The following is an 18,015-nucleotide window of genomic DNA, read 5'->3' on the forward strand; positions in this document are numbered from 1 at the left end:
GCGAGGTAGGGCAAGGCGAGTACGAGGAAAGATCATTACTCTGCATGAGTGCTCTCATACGACGAGTTGACTTCACCGGAGCGTGAGCTGTGGGATGCGTTCCCCGAGGGACGCCGCGTGGACCTGCGCACAGGTGTGCCTGAGGACGACCGTGTCGCCGAGGGTGAGCAGTGGGGCCCCGGGCGGACGGTTCGGGCCGCCGTGATCGCGGCGCTCCTCCAGGGCGCGAACACCGCGCAACCGGGGGCCGTCGCATGCCTAAGGCTCGCCGGGGCGCGGATATCCGGGCACCTCAACCTGGCCGGCGCACAGATCGCTCACGCCCTCTGGCTCGAGGACTGTTGGTTCGAGGAGGGCGTGGACCTCTCCGGAGCGTCGACCCAGTCAATTGCGATCGTGGGCGGCCGAGTGCCGGGCGTGGAAGCCGGCATGATCCGTATCGAGGGGCGCCTCGACCTGCGGCGCTCTCGCCTGGAAAGCGGCTCTGCCTCGCCCTTCCACCGCAGGGTCACCGCCTTGTCGCTCATCAACGCCCACGTGAGCGGCGCCGTGAACCTCAACGGCGCCGAGATCACCGCACCCGAGGAATGGGCAGTGTCCGCTGGCGGACTGGTCGCGGAGGGCGGCGTCTACTGCCAGGACGGATTCGTCGCGCACGGTGAACTCCGTTTCATGGGGGCACAGCTGCCAGGCGGACTGCACATGCGGGGTGCACTACTGGAACGCCCCGGTCAGCGCGGGGTCGCGCTCGCCCTGGACAACGCCGTGGCCTCGACGCTCGACTTCTCCGACGGGTTCGCCGCGAACGGGACCGTACGGCTGCGGGGTACGCGGATCTCGGACGACCTGACCTTCGAAGGAGCCGTCCTGAACGGGCCGCCCGATGGACGCGGCCCATCATTGGTCGCCCTACGGATGCAGGCCGTCGACTTCGACTTCACCCTCGCCCGGCCACCGTCCGGCACCGTGGACCTGCGGGGCGCGCAGGTGTCCTACCTCCACGACCGCGAGCACAGCTGGCCCGACGTGGTGGAGCTGGACGGCTTCGTCTACGGCTCCATCAAGGTGGACGAGGCAGGCGAGCGGCGGGAGGCAGTGGGGCGGCGGGACTCTGTGGCCAACCGTGTGGCGTGGCTACGACGCAGTCCGGGCTACAGCCCCCAGCCCTATGAGCAGTTGGCGAGCTGGTACCGGAAGGCCGGCCACGACGACGACGCCCGCCGCGTACTCCTGGCCAAACAGCGCCATCGGCGTCAAACTCTGCCTCCGGCTGCGCGCGTGTGGGGGCGCCTGCTCGACGTGACCGTCGGTTATGGCTACCGCCCCTGGCTGGCCGGCGTCTGGCTCCTCGCGCTGACCTTACTGGGCGCGCTGTCCTTCGGCACTCACTCCCCCAACCCGGTCCAACGAGGCGAAGGCGCCCCGTTTCAGCCGCTCGTCTACACACTCGACCTCTTGATCCCCATCGGTGGTCTGGGTCAGCGCACGGCCTGGTCCTGGTCGAACGACAGCCTCCAGGGGCTGGCCTACCTGCTGATTGCCTTGGGCTGGGTGCTGACGACCGCCGTCATCGCGGGTGTCACCCGCACCCTGCAGAAAAACTAGCGGGCGACAGCTGAGTGCAGGCGTCGCCAGCAGAGCAGTGCGCATCCGAGGGTGAGGAAGGCTTCGTGGATGTCGTCGCGTATCTCCCAGCGGATCCGCAGGCGGCGGAATCCGTGCAGGTGGGCGAACGCGCGCTCGACGACCCAGCGTTGGGTGCCAAGTCCGGAGCCGTGCTCGGTGCCCCGGCGGGCGATCAGTGGCTTCACGCCGAGATCCCAGACCAGACGGCGGTACTTGTCGTGGTCGTAGCCCGCGGTCGCCCAGGACCGCGGTGGGGCGGCGACGGGGTCGGCCGCGCTTGCCCCGTACCGGCGGGATCGCCTCCAGCAGTGGGATCAGCTGGGTGACGTCGTTGCGGTTGCCGCCGGTCAGGGTGGCGGCCAGAGGGATGCTGGTGGCGTCGGTGATCAGCTGGTGTTTGCTGCCCGTCCTACCCCGGTCAACGGGGCTTCGTCCCGTCTTGGATCCCCCTTTAACGCCCGGATGTGGGAGCCGTCGACGGCCGCCCTGGAGAAGTCCAGGGCGTCCACACTGCGCAGCTTGGCCAGGAGGACCTCGTGCAGCCGGGGCCACACACCGGCCTCAGTCCACTCAGCCAGCCGGCGCCAGCAGGTCATGCCCGAGCCGAAGCCGAGTTCCTGCGGCAGGTGTTCCCAGGCGATCCCGGTATTCAGGACGAACAGGATGCCCTGGAACACCAGCCGATCCGGATGCCGCTTGCGCCCGGGGTGCCGGGCCCGACGCTCGACCTTGGGCAGCAGTGGCTCGATCACCGCCCACAGCTCATCGTCGACTTCCCATGGCTTCGGCCGAGCCACCCAGCACCCCCGGAGCATCAGTCCCGGAGTGATCCAACCATCTTGAAGATCATTTCGTTAGGAGTTCTAAGGCCAAGAACGCTGTTTTCACCTCCGGGTTCGGTGAGCCGACCTGGCGCAGGAAGCACGTGCACGAGGGCTTCCGCGTCAAACACCAACGACGGCCGCCCGCGCACCCAAGGGCAGCGAGCAAAAGAGCGCCGAGTACGCCAAGGCCGCCCGTATCAAGGCCCGTGAGGCCGACCGGCGCAAGGACTGGTGCGAGAAGACCAGCACGATGCTCGCCCGCACCTACGACCTGGTGCGGTTCGAGAAACTGAACATCAAGAACATGACCCGCTCGGCCAGGGGCACCGTGGCACAACCCGGCAGGATGATCGCACAGAAGGCCGGGCCGAACCGAGCGATCCTCGCCCAGGGCTGGGGCGTGCTTCGGCAACGCACCGGGCACAAGGCCCCGGGCCGCATCGAGGACGTCCCCGCGCCCTTTACCTCACTGCGTTGCTCCGCCTGCGGTTGGATCGACAAGAACTCGCGCAAGAGCCAAGCCGAGTTCGTCTGTTCCTTCTGCGGCTTCACCTGCACGCGGACACCAATGCAGCCATCAACGTCGCGGCAGGACAGGGCGGAATTCCCCGCCCCCGGCGCTCAGCCGGTGCCGGAGGGACGACACCGCCCAAACAGCGGTCGAGCATCCGTGAACCTCAACCCACCTCGGTTGAAATCCCCCTCTTTTAAGAGGGGGAGGATGTCAAGAAACGCTCCTGCCCGGCCAGCGTGACGGCGTCCCGGGTGTGACGCTCCAGCACGCCCCGACCGGGGTTCAGGAGTTGGTCCAGAGGAACCCCGGATGCTCGAAGCGTCCGTTCGAGCCGTCATCGACACGACGCCTAAGGGGTCTCATGCCCGTGGAAAACAACGCTTCTTCAGATGTGCCGTCCGGGCGAGACCTGCGGATCGCCACGCGCAGCCGCGCCGGCAACTGGACCAAGCCCCCGCGCCGCATCGAGACGTCCGAGTGCATCACCTGCGACAGCTGCCTGCGCAGCTGCCCGGAACAATTCGGCGCGATCTTCGACCGCGGGCTCGACGTCGTGATCATCTCCGAGCTGTGCTCGGGCTGCCCCGTCTGCGTCCTGGAGTGCCCGGTCGACTGCATCTACGTCGACGAGGACTGGACGCCCACCGACGACGCGATGTGGAGCCACATCGCACTCACCGGGAAAGGCACCGCATGACCGCGCCCGTAGACCGCGAAGGATCCCGTCGAGCCGCCAACTCCCGCAAGCGCCAGAGCCGGCGGCCCAGCCGCCTGGGCCTGGTGGCCGGCGCCACGCCCAAGCCGGACCGGGTACGCGAGGAGGACGCCGGGTTCCCCGGGCTGCTGGCCCGGGTGTGGCGGAAGGCCTCGGCCGCCGCCGACATACGCGCGGCCCTGGACACCCTGCTCACGCTCGACGGACACGTGCCCGCGGAGGTCCAGGAGGGCGCCCTGCGCACCGCGGACGCCGCCGCGCTGAAGGTCGTCGCCGGCCTGTCCGGAGCCGCACGCGAACCGGCCGGGGCCGTCGCGGACCCCGCGGAGCGCACCGTGTTCCTCGGTGAGATCGGCCTGACCACCGGCGGCCGGGTCGTCGTCCGCGTTCCCTCCGAGCAGCCGCTCGCCAAGCAGCACACGCTGGTCGCCGGCGTGCTGCGGGTTCCGTGGACCCTGCGGCACCTGGACGACTACCAGCGCGAGGTGACGACGGCTCAGGAGCGGTTCGACCGCGACGCGGCCGACAGCCGCCGCTGGCTGGCGGAGCAGGGCCGCGAGGGTCGCGAGGCGCTGCTGGCGCAGCTGACCGAGGGTGCGCGGCGCACCGCCCCCTTCATGCTCTACGTCGAGGACAAGCAGTACACGAACTTCCGCGACACCAACACGGTCGTGGGCAAGACGCTGTGGCCGGGCCACCCGGACTGCGTGTTCACCAGCCTGGCCGGCCTGCCGCTGGAGCTGTGGTCGGACCACGACGCCCTGCTGGTCGTGGGCATCAGCCTGCTCATCCGCTCGGCCGGGTACGGCCGCATCGAAGAAGTCAACGGCTCGCAGCTCACCCCGGAGAACGTGGCCCGGCTGCTGGAGCGCACCCGCCGCAACTACAACGGAGCCCTGGGCGGGGAGCGGATCCCCGCGGCCGGTCCCGACGTCGGCATCGACGCGCTGATGGCCCTGGCCACGGGGCTGGGCGCGCACCGCCCGGAGGTGACCCGCACCGTCCAGCTGTACCGCGAGATCCACGGCGCCCTGATCCACAAGGTGGAGAAGGTAGCGGCCCCGCACGGCAAGGTGGCCGCGGACCGGGACCGGCAGGTCACCGACCACCTGCGCGCCACGCTGCCCGTGGTCGGCGACCGGCTGGCCGAGCTGCGGCTCGCCGACGACGCCGACCCGGCCTGGCTGGCCCGCCCCTACGGCGAGTTCGGCACGGGTCTGGAGGCGGTCGTGTACGAGGCGGTCGCCGCCACCACCGCCGCGTTCAGGGCCGACTTCTCGATGAGCCGCGGCATCCGGTCGCTGCCGGAGCTGGTCCGCGCGCTGCGCGCGGAGGCCTGGGACGAGATCAGCGCCTGGGGCATCACGGACTTCTTCTGCTGCGTGGTCCCCGCGCAGGAGGCCCGGCGGCACTACGGCGACTCGCTCGCCACGCTCGCCGACACCGCCTGGGCGATGTCCTCGCGTATGCAGTACAACTCCTGGCACTTCATCGCCGGCAACCTGCCGCGGACCTCAAAGGTCCTGGAGCGCGACCACTTCGTGCCGCCCACCATCCCCGACATCGCCCACTTCTCCGACCAGCACCACCACGGGCACGTCAACAACATGGTGCGCTTCACGATCCGCAGCCCCCAGTCGGTCGAGGTGTGCGGCCGGCCCTTCAACGGATTCATGGACCTGCGCATCGTCCGCGCCGACGGGGAGCCGTACACCGAGCAGGAGATGCTCGCGGCGCACCAGGTGGCCGCCTTCATCGCCCGGATGACGCAGCAGGCGGCCGCGCTCGCCGAGCAGGGGGAGCAGGCCGATGTGACGGCCTTCGACTCGGCCTGGCACTGGAGGTCCATCACCGGCACCCCGGTCGAGGGGGCCGCCCCGGAGCCGGCCCGCGGGGACCTCCGTCGCCCCTGACACGCCCCCTGTCGACCTCCTGACGAAAGGACGCTCCCCGTCATGTATTCCAGATCATGGTCGACCCCTGCCACGGAGGGCAGCGTCGGGAGCCACGCGTTCGTCGCCGAACACGGGCTGTGGGACGACGCCCGGCTGGCGGCCGCCGAGCGGATCGAGGCGGGGCTGGACGGGATCGACTTCGTCCGTCTGGTGTGGGGTGACCCGCACGGCCTGGTGCGCTCCAAGACACTGACCGCCCGCACCTTTTGCGGGGTGCTGCGCAACGGCATGAACTACAGCCCCGGCCCGTTCCTGAAGGACACAGCCTGCACCACGGCGGTGGACTACCGGGGCGAGCACGGCATCGGCGTCGACGAGATCGCCGGCCTGGGCAACTTCGTGCTGGTGCCCGACCCGCTGACCTTCCTGGTGCTGCCTGGCGAGGGGGCGCGCACGGCCTGGGTGATCGGCGACGAGTACCTGCGCGACGGCCGCCCCCACCCGCTGTCCTCGCGGCACGTGCTGCACCGGGTGCTGGAACGCTACGCCGGCCGCGGGCTGACGCCCGTACTCGGCCTGGAGGTCGAGTGGTACCTGGCGCGCCGCCTGGACGACGAGCCGGGCAACGAGGGGAACGGCTTCGGCCTGCAGGGCCCGGCCCCGCGGGTGGCCGCGATGAACGCGGGCTACCAGTTCAACCTGGACGCCGCGTACGACACGGTCGCCCCGGTCACCGACCCGCTGGCCCTCGCCCTGCTCGGCCTGGGGCTGCCGGTGCGGTCGATGGAGCACGAGATGGGCCCCGGGCAGGTGGAGACCACGTTCGACCCCATGTCGGCGCTGGACACGGCGGACGCGATGCTCTTCTTCCGCGTCTTCACCAAGCGCTGGTGCGCGGCCCGGGGCCTGCACGCCTCGTTCATGGCGCAACCGGCGATCGCCGGGGCGGACCCGAGCGGCTGGCACCTGAACCAGTCCGTCCTGGAGACCGCCACCGGCCGCAACGTCTTCAGCGCCGAGGGCCTCTCGGCGGGGCTCTCCCCCACGAGCAAGGCGTACGCAGAGGGCCTGCGGGACTGGCTGCGCGACCTGTTCCTGCTGTCGGTGCCCACGGTCAACGGCTACCAGCGCCTGGGCGCGCAGCACGCCCTGTCCCCGACCCGGGTGAGCCTGAGCCTGGAGTCGCGCACGGCCATGCTGCGCGTGGTCGGCTCGGGGGCCGGCGCGCACATCGAGAACCGCGTCGGCGAGCCGAGCGCGAACCCGTACCTGAACATCGCCGCCCAGCTCTTCGCCGGCATCGAGGGCCTCGACGGGCTCGCCGGGGGCTCGGCCGACGGGCCCCGCGAGGGCTCGGACGCCGTCCCGCAGTCCCTGCGCGAGGCACTGGAGGCGTTCACGGCGGGCCGGGCCGCCCGGCTGCTGGGCGACCCGCTGGCCGCCTGTCTGGCCAGGCTCAAGGAAAGCGAGGTGCGCCGGTACGAGGCCTGGGCCCTGCAAGCCGCCCCGGTGCCGGGCCAGGTCACCGAGTGGGAGCAGCGCGAGTACTTCGCGGCCTTCTGACGCCCGGGAGGCCCGACCACGACCACCGCAACCGCAACCGCAACCGCAACCGCAACCGCAACCGCAACCGACGAAGGCTGTCCCATGATTCCTCGTTTCACCCTGCCTGAGATGGCGCACCTCTTCTCGGACGAGTACCGGTACGAGACCTACGTCCGCGTGGAGATCCTCGCGACCGAGGCACAGGTGCGGCTCGGCCGCGTACCGGCCGCGGTCCTCGACGACATGCGCGCGGCCACGGCCCCGCTGCCGTCCCGGGTCGTGGAGATCCAGAAGGAACGCGACCACGAGGTGATCTCCTTCCTGACCGCGTACACCGAGCAGATGCCGGAGTCCTCCGCTCGCTGGGTGCACCTGGGCATGACCAGCTACGACCTGGTCGACACGGCCCTCGGCCTCACCCTGGCCCGCGCCACGGACGTGCTCACCTCCGCCGCCCAGCGGCTGCGCAAGGTGCTCGTCGACCGGGCCTTCGAGCACTGGGACACGGTGATGGTGGGCCGCACCCACGGCGTACACGCCGAGCCCACCACGCTCGGCCACAAGCTGGGCGGCTACGCCTTCGCCGTCGAGCGGTCCCTGCAGCGGCTGGCCGCCGCCCGCGAGGCCGTCGCCGTGGGCACCGTGTCGGGCGCGGTCGGCACGTACTCGCTGATCGACCCGGCCGTAGAGACGTACGTGTGCGAGCAGCTGGGGCTGGGCGTCGAGCCCTCCCCCAGCCAGGTCGTGGCCCGCGACCGGCACGCCCAGCTGATCCAGGCGGTGGCCGTGCTGGGTGCCTGCATCGAGCAGATCGCCCTGGAGCTGCGGCTGCTGCAGCGCACCGAGGTGCGCGAGGTCGAGGAGCAGCGCGTCGAGGCCTACCAGGGCTCCAGCGCGATGCCTCACAAGGCCAACCCGACGGGCAGCGAGCTGCTGTGCGGACTGGCGCGGCTGCTGCGCGGGTACGCCAACACGGCGCTCGAGAACGTGGCGCTGTGGCACGAGCGGGACCTGGCCCACCAGGCGGTCGAGAAGGTGCTGCTGCCGGACGCACTGATGGTGGCGCACTTCCAGACGGTCAGGGCCGCGGACCTGCTGGAGAACCTGCGTATCGACACGGACCGCATGCGGGACTCGATCGCCGCCACGAACGGGCTGGTGTGCTCGTCGTCGGTGCTGGTGGAGCTGCTGGAGGCCGGCGTCGAACGCGACCAGGCCTACCGGGCGGTGCAGGCGGCGGCCAAGCGCACCGCGGAGTACGGGCAGAACTTCGGCGAGGCCCTGGCCGAGGAGGGTGTGCGGAGCAGCCCGCGCGAGCCCGAGGACTTCCTCGTCCACCACGACGTGGTGCACAGCCGGTTGGAGAAACTCCGTGTGCTGACGGACTGATCCGGACTGATCCCGGAAAAGCCCGACCCACCTGTCCGGACTCGCCCCACCCTCCCCTTGCCATCCCCTCTTCGCCCTATGGAGTCCCTCACCATGAGCTGGTCCGAGAAAGCCGCCACCACGCTGGAGAACGAGCACGTCCTGTTGACCCCGCTCAGCGAGGCGGACCGCGAGGGCATCCGCGCCGTGGCCCTCGACCCCGAGATCTGGCGCTACTTCACGGTCGTCGTCGGCGACGACGCGGACTTCGAGGCGTTCTTCGACTCGAACCTCGCCGAGCACACCGCCGGCCGCCGCGCCGTCTACGTGATCACCGACAGGAAGAGCGGCCGGATCGCGGGCAGCATGAGCCTGCTGAGCTTCGCCGAGAAGGACCGCCGACTGGAGATCGGGGCCTCCTGGCTGGGCCACGACTTCCGCGGCAAGAGCATCAACCACTGGGCGAAGCTGCTGCTGCTCCAGCACTCCTTCGAGGTGCTGGAGGCCGAGCGGGTGGAGTTCAAGACGGACGAGCTCAACGTCCAGGCCCGCAAGGGCCTGCGCAACATCGGCGCCACCGAGGAGGGCACCCTGCGCTCCTTCAACTACATGCCGGGCGGACGCCGCCGCGACGCGGTCTTCTACAGCATCCTGCGCGCCGAGTGGCCGCAGGTGCTCGACGCCCTCTCCCAGGGCCCGAAGAAGGCGGCCGCCTCCGCATGAGCGTCGCGTACGTCAAGGCCGCCGGCACCCCCTTCGAACTGGGCCGCACCCACGGGGCGGCACTCGCCGGCCCGCTGCGCGGCTTCCTCCGCGACGGCCTGGCGCGGCTGGAGCCCCTCGCCGACCGGCCGCTGACGTTCGCCGGGCTGCTGCCGTCGATCACCACGTACCGCGCGGAGATCACGGCGGCGGTCCCGGACCTCGCCGAGGAGGTCGCGGGGCTGGCGGCGGGGGCCGGGATTTCCGAGGACGAGGCGTGGCTGCTGCAGCTGCGCCGCGAGGTCATGGGTTACACCGGGGTGCCGAGCGCCGGGGACTGCACGGCGTACGCGCGCACCGGGCCGGCCGCCCGGCCGGTGCTGGCGCAGACGGTGGACCTCAACGCGGACATCGACAGCCACATCGCGGTGCTGTCGCTGGCCCGGGCGGGCGGGCCGCGCCGGGTGACGGTGCTCAGCTTCGCGGGCCTGCTCGGGTATCTCGGCATGAACAGCGACGGACTCGCAATCGGGCTGAACCTGGTGACCGACGGCCTGTGGCGGCCCGGCGTCACGCCGTACCTGACCATCCGCCACCTGCTGGACCGTGCCGGGAGCGTGGACGAGGCCCTGGAGATACTGGCCGGGCTCACCCTGTCCAGCTCGCGCAACCTGGTGCTGTGCGACCGGCGGCGCGCGGTGTACGCCGAGGTGTGCGGGACCGGGCTGCGGGTGACCGAGCCCGCCTCGCGGGAGGCCGTGCACACCAACCATTACCTGCACGAGGACTTCACCCCGCTCGACCGGCAGTCGGCCCCCGACCGCGTCAACTCCGACGACCGGCTGGAGGCCGTGACGAAGGGGCTGGCCGGACTCGACCCACAGGCCACTGCGGAGGAGCACTTCGCGGTGCTGTGCCGGCCACCGGTATGCATCGCCGACCACGGGATCTACCGCCTGGAGAGGACGGTGGCCTCGGCGGTCATGCTGCCCGGGGCGGGCGAGCTGCACCTGCGGGCGGGCGACCCTAACCACGGCGCCACCGAGGTGTTCGCGGTTTGACATCCTCCCGGGCCTAAAGGCCCGGGATTCCAATCTGCTCCCACCGCGGCGACGCGGTGGGTAGCTCTTGGTGGGTTCCTGTTTCGCTGCGCTGTGCGGGCACGGATGCCCGTCTTACCTGCGCTCCACAGGCTGACACCGCCAGTCCGGCGGCCGTGGCGACGTTGACCGCCGCGTTGATGTCCCGGTCGAGGACGGCCCCGCATGCCCCACATGTCCACATGCGGACGTTGAGGGGCTTGGGGCCGTCCTTGACGCCGCAGTGTGAGCACACCTGGGAGGTCGGCTCGAACCGGCCGATCTTCACGAAGGTGCGCCCGTACCGGGCGGCCTTGTACTCCAGCATGCTCACGAACGCCGACCATCCGGCGTCGTGGACGGACTTGGCCAGGCGGGTGCGGGCGAGTCCCTTCACCGCCAGGTCCTCCACGGCGATCGCTTGGTTCTCGCGGATCAGCCGGGTGGAGAGCTGGTGGTGGAACTCGCGGCGCGCGTCGGTCACCCGCGCGTGTGCGCGGGCGACCTTCAGCCGGGCCTTGCCACGGTTGCTGGAACCCTTCTCCTTACGGGACAGCTCCTGCTGGGCCTTCTTTAAGCGCTTCTCGGCCCGGCGCAGGAAGCGCGGGCTGTCGACCTTGGTCCCGTCGGAGAGGACGGCGAAGTGCCCGAGGCCGAGGTCGATGCCGACCTCCGGCGTCACGGTGGGGAGGACTTCCTGCGAGCCGGTCTCGATGACGAAGCTCGCGAAGTACCGTCCGGCCGCGTCCTTGACGACGGTCACGGTGGACGGGGTGGCCGGCAGCGTCCGGGACCAGCGCACGGGAACGTCGCCGATCTTCGGCAGTCGCAGCTTTTTGCCCGGCGTGATCCGCCAGGCCGCGTTCGCGGTGAAGCGGATCGACTGCCGGTTGGCCCGCTTCGACTTGAAACGTGGCGCGCCCGTCCTGGGGTGTTTGCCCTTGAGGCCGTCGAAGAAGTTCCGGTACGCGGTGTCCAGGTCCCGGAGGGACTGCTGGAGGATCACCGCCGAGACCCCGCCGAGCCAGGCCCGTTCCGGCATCTTCTTCAAGGCCGTCAGGTTCTTGGACAGCTCCGCCGAGGTGACGAACCCCAGCCCCGCCGCTCGGGCCTCCTCGCGGACGCGCAGCGCGTCGTTGAAGACGACCCGCGCACACCCGAACGCCCTCGCCAACGCAGCACGCTGACCAGCACTCGGGTACAAGCGGAAGCTGTACCGAAGCTGCATGCAATCACCCTAGCGCTGGCCCATGTCGCCACGACGGGAACCAAACCCCGATACCTGCAGGGGCCGAACCGTCGTCTACACCTTGCACGCGCGGTTGGTGTTCGTCACCAAGTACCGGCGCGGCGTCATGAACGACGAGATGCTGACGCGCTGCGAAGAGGTCATGCGCAAGGTGTGTAAGGACTTCGACGCGGAGCTGAAGGAGTTCAACGGCGAAACGGACCACGTCCACCTGCTCGTCCACTACCCACCCAAGGTCGCACTCGCCGGCCTGGCCAACAGCCTCAAGGGCGTCTCCTCCCGCCGCCTGCGCGCCGAGTTCACAGGCCGGGTCAACCGGGCCATCATGCACGGCCGGTTCTGGTCACCCTCCTGCTTCGCCGTCTCGTGCGGCGGCGCGCCGCTCCAAGTGGTCAAGGACTACATCGCACAGCAAAAGCGCCCAGACTGAGCGCGGGCAGCCGTGGGCGCGGGCAGACAGTGCTGACCGGTGCCCACGGCTGAGGCCAGAGCAGCCAGAGATGCGATTCACCCCCGGCCTAAAAGGCCGGGGCACTCTCGCAAGATCAGAGGTAGGGGGCGGGCCGGCCGCGGACGGCGAGCGGCCGGGCGGACCCTGGACCGGCCCTGCACCAGGATTCGACCGCACACCGCTAGCGTCGGCGCGGGCGGCGGCCGAACCGGTCCGGCCTCGCCACGACCCCCCGGGGGAGGCATGAGTCAGGTTCAGGCGCAGGCACTGCCGGAGCACCAGACGTCCGCTCCACACCCCGAGCACGATGAGCCGCGGGCCCGCGCGCTGGTACGGGAGGCGTGGCCGCCGCGCCCCGGATCCTCCGGCGCGTGGCCCCCCGGCCAGCACGCGCCCGGCCAGAGGAGCCCCGTCCAGAGCGTGCCCGGACCGGGCGCCCTCGGTCAGACGTCGCCCCGCGACGGACTGGGCAGGGCCGCACCCCGGCCGGCGCCCGCGGTCTCCGGTCGGCACATCCTGGTCGTGGGCGCCGACGCCGGGGACGGGCTGTCGCACCAGCTGCGCCGACACGGCCACACCTGTACCAGGGCGGCCCACGGCGGCGCGGCCCTGCAGGCCTACGGCAGCGCCGACCTCGTCCTGCTCGACCTCGAACTGCCGGACCTGGACGGGCTGGAGGTGTGCCGGGCGATCCGGTCGGTCAGCCGGGTGCCGCTCATCATCGTCACCTCCCGCGAGTCCGAGATCGACTGCGTGCTCGGACTCCAAGCGGGCGCGGACGACTACGTCACCAGGCCCTTCGGGATCCGCGAGCTGCTGGCCCGGATCGAGGCCGTCATGCGCCGCACGCAGTGGCAGCCGACGGCGGCCGCGGGCCCGGCCCAGGAGATCCGGCACGGCCGGCTGCGCATCGAGGTCGGCTCCCGCGAGGTGACCGTCGACGGCGCGCCGGTCACCCTCACGCGCAAGGAGTTCGACCTGCTGTGCCTGCTGGCGCAGCATCCCGACACCGTCGTCCCGCGCAGGCAGCTGCTCCAGCAGGTGTGGGGCAACTCCTGGTCGCGCCGCACCGTGGACACCCACGTCAGCAGCGTTCGCGGCAAGCTGGGCAACCCCGGCTGGATCGTCACCGTCCGCGGCGTCGGCTTCCGCCTCGGCACCGTCTGACGCCTCGCCCCCCGCGCCCGTGGACCGAATTCCTCCGGTACCGGAGGTCCGGGATCCACGCTCCTCCTGCGTCGTTTCGACCGTCCAGGAGGAACAGCCGGGCGCGGAGCAGGCGGGACTCTGCGGACAGCCCTCAGGTATCGGCGTCGAAGCGGCCGACGGCCAGCGCCCGGTCGACCAGCGGCCCGGCCGCACCGGTGTAACCGGCCGGGTCGAGCAGCGCGGTCAGCTCCGCGGGCGTGAGCACCCCCCGCAGCGCGTCGGACTCCGCCAGCACGGCGGCCAGCGGGCGGGCCGTCTCGGCCGACTGCAGCGACGCCCGCGTCAGCAGTTCCTTCGCGGCCACCTTGCCCAGCCTCGGGGCGAGCACGGCGGAGACCCGCTCGGAGACGAGCTGCCCGCCAGTGACCTCCAGGTTGACCGCCATCCGCTCGGAGCACACGGTGAGCCCGCGGACCAGCTCCACGGCGGTGTGCGCGGCCCCGCCGGTCAGCCGCAGCGCCTCGCGCAGCGGCTGCCACTCGGCGTGCCAGACCCCCGCCGACCGCTCGTCCTCGTGCGGCAGGCACTGCACGAGGACGGTGGCCAGCGCCGGGACCTGGAGGGCGGCGGAGCGGATCAGCGTCGAGAGCACCGGGTTGCGCTTGTGCGGCATCGCCGAGGAGGCGCCCCGCCCGGCCACCGCCGGCTCGGCCAGCTCCCCGATCTCGGTGCGGGCCAGAACCAGCACGTCGACGGCGATCTTCCCCAGTGCCCCGGTGGTGTGCGCGAGGGCCGCACCCAGGTCGGCGACCGGCGTGCGCAGCGCGTGCCAGGGGAGCACCGGTGCGGCCAGCCCGGTCTCGTCCGCGAAGGCGTCCACCAGCTCGGCCAGGACGGTCGCCGGGTCGGCGCCGTCGCCCGCGTACTGGAGGTAGCCAGCCAGTGTGCCGGCCGCGCCGCCCAAGGAGACCGGTAGGCCGCCCTCGGCCAGCCGCTCCAGCCGCTCGATGGATTCCAGGACCAGCTGGCGCCAGCCCGCCGCCTTCAGCCCGAAGGTGGTGGGTACGGCGTGCAGGGCGAGGGTGCGTCCCGCCATCGCCGTGTCCCGGTGGTCGGCCGCCAGGCCGGCGAGGGCGTCGGCCACCGCCCTGAGGTCCGCGACGATCAGCCGCAGGGCCCGGGTCGCCACCAGCATCGCGCCGGTGTCGAAGACGTCCTGGCTGGTGGAGCCGCGGTGCACGTACTCGGCCGCCTCCGGCGAGCGGGCCGCGACCCGCGCGGTGAGCGCCGCGACCAGGCCCACCACCGGATTGGCGGTCTCCCGCGAGGCCAGCGCCAGCTCCCTGGTGTCGAAGTCCGAGGCCCGGGCGGCCGCGGTGATCGCGGCGGCCGCCGCCGGCGGGACCGTGCCGCACCGCGCCTGGGCGCGGGCCAGCGCAGCCTCGGCGTCGAGCATCGCCTGGACCCAGCCGTCGTCGGCGACGGCGGCCTCGACGGGCGTGCCGGCCCGGACCGGGGACAGCAGCCCCGTGTCCGGGCCCGCGGTGCGGACGGCGGCCTGGCTCACGCAACCGCTCCCGCACCCGCGTTGCCGGACATCGCCGGCCCCGCCGCGACCGCCGGCGTCCCGGGCAGCCGCAGCGCGGGGCGCGGCTCCGGCAGCGCCAGCACCGCCGCCGCGATGGCGTCGGAGTCCTCCAGCGTCACCGAGCCCACGCCCGGCCGGATGCCGGCCGCGGTCACCCAGTGCACGGCCTCGGTGGGCACCCCGTACGCGAACCGTCTGAGGTGCGGCACCCCCTGCCCCTGGAGCAGGTGGTACGGGCGCTGCGAGACGGCCAGGCCGCCGGTCTCGTAGGACGAGCCGTCCGCGCCCGCGATGCGGTGGGTCCGGGCCTGACCGGTGCTCAGCAGCCGGTCCATGAGCGGATCGGCGGTGCGCCGCACGTCGATCTCCGGCAGTCGGGCCTCGATCAGCACCGTGGCCCGCACCCGCAGGTCGGCTATGTCCGGGGAGGTGCCGACGAAGGCCGCGCCCGCGGGGTCGAGGGGGTCGGTGGCCACCCGCAGCCCCGGACCGGTTACGTCGAGGATGCCCGCGTCGATCAGGGCGGCCATCTCGTCGATGCGGGAGGCCGGCGGACCGATCGACAGGAAGGCGTTGAGCGGCGTGTACCAGCGGTCGAGCTCGTCGCGGTGCGAGTGGGCGTCGAGGCCGCCGTGGTCGATCGCCAGGCGCAGCTCGTTGCGCAGGTCCCGCAGCAGGTCCAGGGCTGCCTTGAACGGGCCGCTGACGTTGCCCTCCCGGGCCCGGCGCACGTCCTCGTCGAGGTAGCCGCGCAGCCAGCTGCGGAAGGAGGCCAGGTCCCGGAAGACCTGCCCGTCGTACGGCCGGGCGACCGTGTCCCAGTCCCAGCGCTCGTCGTTGCCGATACCGGCCGCGCTGAGCAGCAGGTCCTCGGCCTCGTCATCCCCTGCCTGCAGGAACGCCTCCCCGAAGGCGGCCACCGCGGCCGGCTCCGCGCGCTGCGCGAGGAGCGTCTCGTAGTAGAGGGTGCGCACTTCCTTGGATATCAGCGGCCACAGTTCGGTGCCGAAGCGGATCGGCTCCCCGCCCCGTACCCGGGCGCGCAGGGACGCCACGAAATCGGTGGTCAGCAGCCGCGGGTGGTAGCGGCCGTGCGCGCCCTTCTCGTTCTCGCCGCGCGCCTGGTACGGCACGCCGCGGCGGGAGCCCGCGTACAGCCGCGGCTCGCGGCCCGAGGGGCGGTACACCAGGCGGCCGTCGACGCGTTCGAACAGCCCGCCGCGGGCGTGCGTGAACAGCGCCATGTAGTCGAAGAAGTTCAGGCCCAGACCGCGCAGCAGCACCGTCTCGCCGGGGGCGACGGTGGACAGATCGACGTCCGCCGGGTTGCTCGGCGCGATGTAGGTCAGCCCGTGCCGGGCGGCGTACGCGGCGAACTCCCGCTCCACGTCGGTCGGCCGCACCTGCACGTGGCCCTGCGCGAGCACCACCGCGCCCAGGCCCGTCAGCCGGGTGCCGTCCTCCAGGAGCACGGTCTGCGCCCCGCTGGGGCCCGTGCCGGGCTCGGCGTCCTCCAGGGCCACGGCGCGCGAGGCGTGCACACGGACGGTGGTGTTCGCGGACGCGCTCGCGGTCACCCGGCCGAACACCCAGGTCAGGTACTGGCCGTACAAGGCGCGGGTGGGGTATGTGTCGGGCCCAAGGTCCCGGGCCTCGGCGAGGGTCTCGTCGTCGTACGGCGTGCCCGCTCCGGGCGTCAGAGCGCTGGGGCCCAGCGCCTTGGCCCACTGGTACAGGCTCGGACCCTCCTCCAGCGGCCCTTCGATGGCCACACTGGCGTCGGTGTAGACCGTGACCTGACAGGAGACGGTGTTCATCAGGAGGTGCCGGGACTGGGAGGGCCGCCAGACCCGGCCGGAGCCCGGTGGGTCCGGTTCCACGATGTGCACGGTCAGCTGGTCCCAGCGGGGGGACTTCCGCTCCTGCGCACAGAGCCGTTCCAGTACGGACAGCCCGCGGGGTCCGGCACCGACAAGGCACACTTCCATACGTCCGCTAGTCACGAAGCACTCCGCTCAGGAGACGGGGGACGGCTGGACCGCGGGGCCGACGCGTCGGCCCCGCCGGTGTGCCTGCCCGGCCTGCCCCCGGGGGTCAGGGTGGTGTCCGCCAACGGTCAGTCCCGCCGCTCAACCAGTGCTCGGATCCGAGTGGAAGACCGGTCCTGGACCGGTTTCGGGCGCCGTCCGGGCCGGTCGGGCACGCGTACGGGCCCCGTGACACGCGAAGAGCACCGTTCCTAGAGACTGAGCGGGAGTGAGTCCTGTTGCCAGGACTCATGCTCAGTCGAACGCCCCGGACGGTGTTGGGCTCCCCCACTGCCTTAAGGGCGTGGGAGGTACCCCCAGGTTGCCCGCGTTCTCGCCGCGTCCGGGCGGCACGGATCGGGTCCGTGGTCCGGGGATGCGGGGGCGGGTTTCCTCACGTCCCGGGGTTTCCGGTCGGGCCTGGACGGTCCGATGCCCGTACCCATCGCTCTGGTGGGTACGGGGCGGTGCCGTCCGACGCCTGATCGGATGCCCCAGGGCGCGCCTTCCGATGGCCACGGCGGCCGCGCCGTGGCGGGTGGTGTTCCTGGTGGTGCTGGTGAGGGGTTTCTGACGGTGGTGAGGCCGGCCTCGAGCGGGTGCGGCAACTCGGAGCCGACGGTGGCTGACTGACTGGTGGTCGGTGGCCGGGTACGGTCGCTCGCACGGGTGGTGTTGGTCGATGGTGTGGGCGGTCGGGGAACGTGTTGGCTAGGTTCACGGCATGGCGCGGTTTCGGATGTATCCGACGAGTGAGCAGGCGGGCGTCATGCTCGGCCACTGCGCGCACGCCCGGTACGTCTGGAACCTCGCCGTCGAGCAGCACACGCACTGGCGCAAGGGTCGCAGGGCGGCGCCCGGTTTTGCCGAACAGTGCCGCCAACTCACCGAGGCCCGGCGTGAGAACGCATGGCTCGGCGCCGGGAACGCGGACGTGCAGCAGCAGGCGCTGAAGGACTTCACCACGGCCAAGAACGCCCGCTTCACGTCCGGGTTCGGTGAGCCGACCTGGCGCAGGAAGCACGTGCACGAGGGCTTCCGCGTCATCGGCACCGACCGCATCGGAGAGTTCGAGGCGGACGGCTTACCGAAGCTCAACGCAAAGACCGGAAAGCAGATCATGGGCCGGTCGGTGGTGGTGCGCCAGCTCAACCGCAGGTGGGCTCAGGTCAAGGTGCCCGGCTGCGGCTGGGTCCGCTTCCGACTCACCCGGCCCGAACTGCCCAAGGCCAAGACCTTCCGTGTCACCTTGCGCAACAGCCGGTGGCACATCGCGTTCGCCG

14 protein-coding genes and 2 pseudogenes are annotated in these 18,015 nt (G+C 71.7%); 11 read left to right on the forward strand and 5 right to left on the reverse strand.

Translation table 11 applies throughout. The features are described from left to right. Positions 1–48 precede the first annotated feature (48 nt). Positions 49–1,605, forward strand: coding sequence for an oxidoreductase (locus ACFYR3_RS40095; RefSeq protein WP_389287041.1), 1,557 nt, complete (start codon positions 49–51; stop codon positions 1,603–1,605). Here ACFYR3_RS40095 and ACFYR3_RS40100 read toward each other — a convergent pair. Further along, positions 1,602–2,441, reverse strand: a pseudogene (locus tag ACFYR3_RS40100) (IS5 family transposase). The gene ACFYR3_RS40095 and the pseudogene ACFYR3_RS40100 overlap by 4 nt on opposite strands. A gap of 259 nt (positions 2,442–2,700) precedes the next feature. On the opposite strand from ACFYR3_RS40100, the gene ACFYR3_RS40105 reads away from it, so the two are divergent. The 7 genes from ACFYR3_RS40105 to ACFYR3_RS40135 all read left to right on the forward strand — a co-directional run bounded on the left by ACFYR3_RS40105 (position 2,701) and on the right by ACFYR3_RS40135 (position 10,250). Next, the gene (locus ACFYR3_RS40105) at positions 2,701–3,204 is read left to right on the forward strand and encodes a zinc ribbon domain-containing protein (RefSeq protein WP_389287043.1); all 504 of its coding nucleotides are present in this window, start codon (positions 2,701–2,703) and stop codon (positions 3,202–3,204) included. A 121-nt stretch (positions 3,205–3,325) separates the two neighbouring features. Beyond that, positions 3,326–3,661, forward strand: a complete 336-nt coding sequence (locus tag ACFYR3_RS40110) for a 4Fe-4S dicluster-binding protein (RefSeq protein WP_355858027.1) — start codon at positions 3,326–3,328, stop codon at positions 3,659–3,661. Further along, the gene (locus ACFYR3_RS40115; RefSeq protein WP_389287045.1) at positions 3,658–5,592 is read left to right on the forward strand and encodes a hypothetical protein; all 1,935 of its coding nucleotides are present in this window, start codon (positions 3,658–3,660) and stop codon (positions 5,590–5,592) included. The genes ACFYR3_RS40110 and ACFYR3_RS40115 overlap by 4 nt, the downstream gene beginning before the upstream one ends. Before the next feature lie 42 nt (positions 5,593–5,634). Further along, a complete protein-coding gene (locus ACFYR3_RS40120; RefSeq protein ID WP_355858021.1) occupies positions 5,635–7,137 on the forward strand; it encodes a glutamine synthetase family protein in 1,503 nt (500 codons plus the stop codon). Between the two features lie 84 nt (positions 7,138–7,221). Then, the gene (gene purB, locus ACFYR3_RS40125; RefSeq protein ID WP_328663418.1) at positions 7,222–8,508 is read left to right on the forward strand and encodes an adenylosuccinate lyase; all 1,287 of its coding nucleotides are present in this window, start codon (positions 7,222–7,224) and stop codon (positions 8,506–8,508) included. Positions 8,509–8,601: 93 nt separating this feature from the next. Further along, the gene (locus tag ACFYR3_RS40130; protein WP_389287048.1) at positions 8,602–9,210 is read left to right on the forward strand and encodes a GNAT family N-acetyltransferase; all 609 of its coding nucleotides are present in this window, start codon (positions 8,602–8,604) and stop codon (positions 9,208–9,210) included. Beyond that, positions 9,207–10,250 carry a C45 family autoproteolytic acyltransferase/hydolase gene (locus tag ACFYR3_RS40135; RefSeq protein ID WP_389287050.1) on the forward strand — a complete coding sequence of 348 codons (1,044 nt, stop codon included), beginning with the start codon at positions 9,207–9,209 and terminating at the stop codon, positions 10,248–10,250. Before ACFYR3_RS40130 ends, ACFYR3_RS40135 begins: the two co-directional genes overlap by 4 nt. A gap of 13 nt (positions 10,251–10,263) precedes the next feature. Here the strand turns inward: ACFYR3_RS40135 and ACFYR3_RS40140 are convergent, their stop codons facing one another. Further along, a complete protein-coding gene (locus tag ACFYR3_RS40140) occupies positions 10,264–11,496 on the reverse strand; it encodes an RNA-guided endonuclease TnpB family protein (protein ID WP_355858014.1) in 1,233 nt (410 codons plus the stop codon). Positions 11,497–11,518: 22 nt separating this feature from the next. On the opposite strand from ACFYR3_RS40140, the gene tnpA reads away from it, so the two are divergent. Both tnpA and ACFYR3_RS40150 read left to right on the forward strand, forming a co-directional pair. Then, positions 11,519–11,947: an IS200/IS605 family transposase gene (gene tnpA / locus ACFYR3_RS40145; RefSeq protein WP_355858011.1), complete on the forward strand. Its 429-nt coding sequence runs from the start codon at positions 11,519–11,521 to the stop codon at positions 11,945–11,947. 264 nt (positions 11,948–12,211) lie between these two features. Further along, the gene (locus tag ACFYR3_RS40150) at positions 12,212–13,135 is read left to right on the forward strand and encodes a response regulator transcription factor (RefSeq protein ID WP_389287053.1); all 924 of its coding nucleotides are present in this window, start codon (positions 12,212–12,214) and stop codon (positions 13,133–13,135) included. Positions 13,136–13,268: 133 nt separating this feature from the next. On the opposite strand, the gene pcaB is transcribed toward ACFYR3_RS40150, so the two are convergent. From pcaB to ACFYR3_RS40165, 3 genes and pseudogenes are all read right to left on the reverse strand, one after another. Beyond that, positions 13,269–14,684 (reverse strand): 3-carboxy-cis,cis-muconate cycloisomerase, encoded by a 1,416-nt coding sequence (gene pcaB, locus ACFYR3_RS40155; RefSeq protein WP_355858008.1) that lies wholly within the window; start codon positions 14,682–14,684, stop codon positions 13,269–13,271. Continuing rightward, positions 14,681–16,708: an FAD/NAD(P)-binding protein gene (locus tag ACFYR3_RS40160; RefSeq protein WP_389287055.1), complete on the reverse strand. Its 2,028-nt coding sequence runs from the start codon at positions 16,706–16,708 to the stop codon at positions 14,681–14,683. The genes pcaB and ACFYR3_RS40160 overlap by 4 nt, the downstream gene beginning before the upstream one ends. A gap of 236 nt (positions 16,709–16,944) precedes the next feature. Beyond that, a pseudogene (locus tag ACFYR3_RS40165) lies at positions 16,945–17,311 on the reverse strand (IS200/IS605 family accessory protein TnpB-related protein); the annotation flags it as partial. A gap of 145 nt (positions 17,312–17,456) precedes the next feature. Between ACFYR3_RS40165 and ACFYR3_RS40170 the strand changes: the two are divergent. Further along, a partial coding sequence (locus ACFYR3_RS40170) for a helix-turn-helix domain-containing protein (protein WP_389287057.1) occupies positions 17,457–18,015 on the forward strand: 559 nt, incomplete at its 3' end.

Origin of the sequence: Streptomyces sp. NPDC005784, from assembly GCF_042871525.1 — a bacterium.
Classification (GTDB): Bacteria; Actinomycetota; Actinomycetes; order Streptomycetales; family Streptomycetaceae; genus Streptomyces.

Excerpts from the sequence above, each read along its gene's own strand:
- ACFYR3_RS40140 (WP_355858014.1), bottom strand. The coding sequence starts at position 11,496 with ATGCAGCTTCGGTACAGCTTCCGCTTGTACCCGAGTGCTGGTCAGCGT.
- tnpA (WP_355858011.1), top strand. The coding sequence starts at position 11,519 with ATGTCGCCACGACGGGAACCAAACCCCGATACCTGCAGGGGCCGAACC.
- ACFYR3_RS40105 (WP_389287043.1), top strand. The coding sequence starts at position 2,701 with ATGCTCGCCCGCACCTACGACCTGGTGCGGTTCGAGAAACTGAACATC.
- ACFYR3_RS40120 (WP_355858021.1), top strand. The coding sequence starts at position 5,635 with ATGTATTCCAGATCATGGTCGACCCCTGCCACGGAGGGCAGCGTCGGG.
- purB (WP_328663418.1), top strand. The coding sequence starts at position 7,222 with ATGATTCCTCGTTTCACCCTGCCTGAGATGGCGCACCTCTTCTCGGAC.
- ACFYR3_RS40115 (WP_389287045.1), top strand. The coding sequence starts at position 3,658 with ATGACCGCGCCCGTAGACCGCGAAGGATCCCGTCGAGCCGCCAACTCC.
- ACFYR3_RS40110 (WP_355858027.1), top strand. The coding sequence starts at position 3,326 with ATGCCCGTGGAAAACAACGCTTCTTCAGATGTGCCGTCCGGGCGAGAC.
- ACFYR3_RS40150 (WP_389287053.1), top strand. The coding sequence starts at position 12,212 with ATGAGTCAGGTTCAGGCGCAGGCACTGCCGGAGCACCAGACGTCCGCT.
- ACFYR3_RS40130 (WP_389287048.1), top strand. The coding sequence starts at position 8,602 with ATGAGCTGGTCCGAGAAAGCCGCCACCACGCTGGAGAACGAGCACGTC.
- ACFYR3_RS40135 (WP_389287050.1), top strand. The coding sequence starts at position 9,207 with ATGAGCGTCGCGTACGTCAAGGCCGCCGGCACCCCCTTCGAACTGGGC.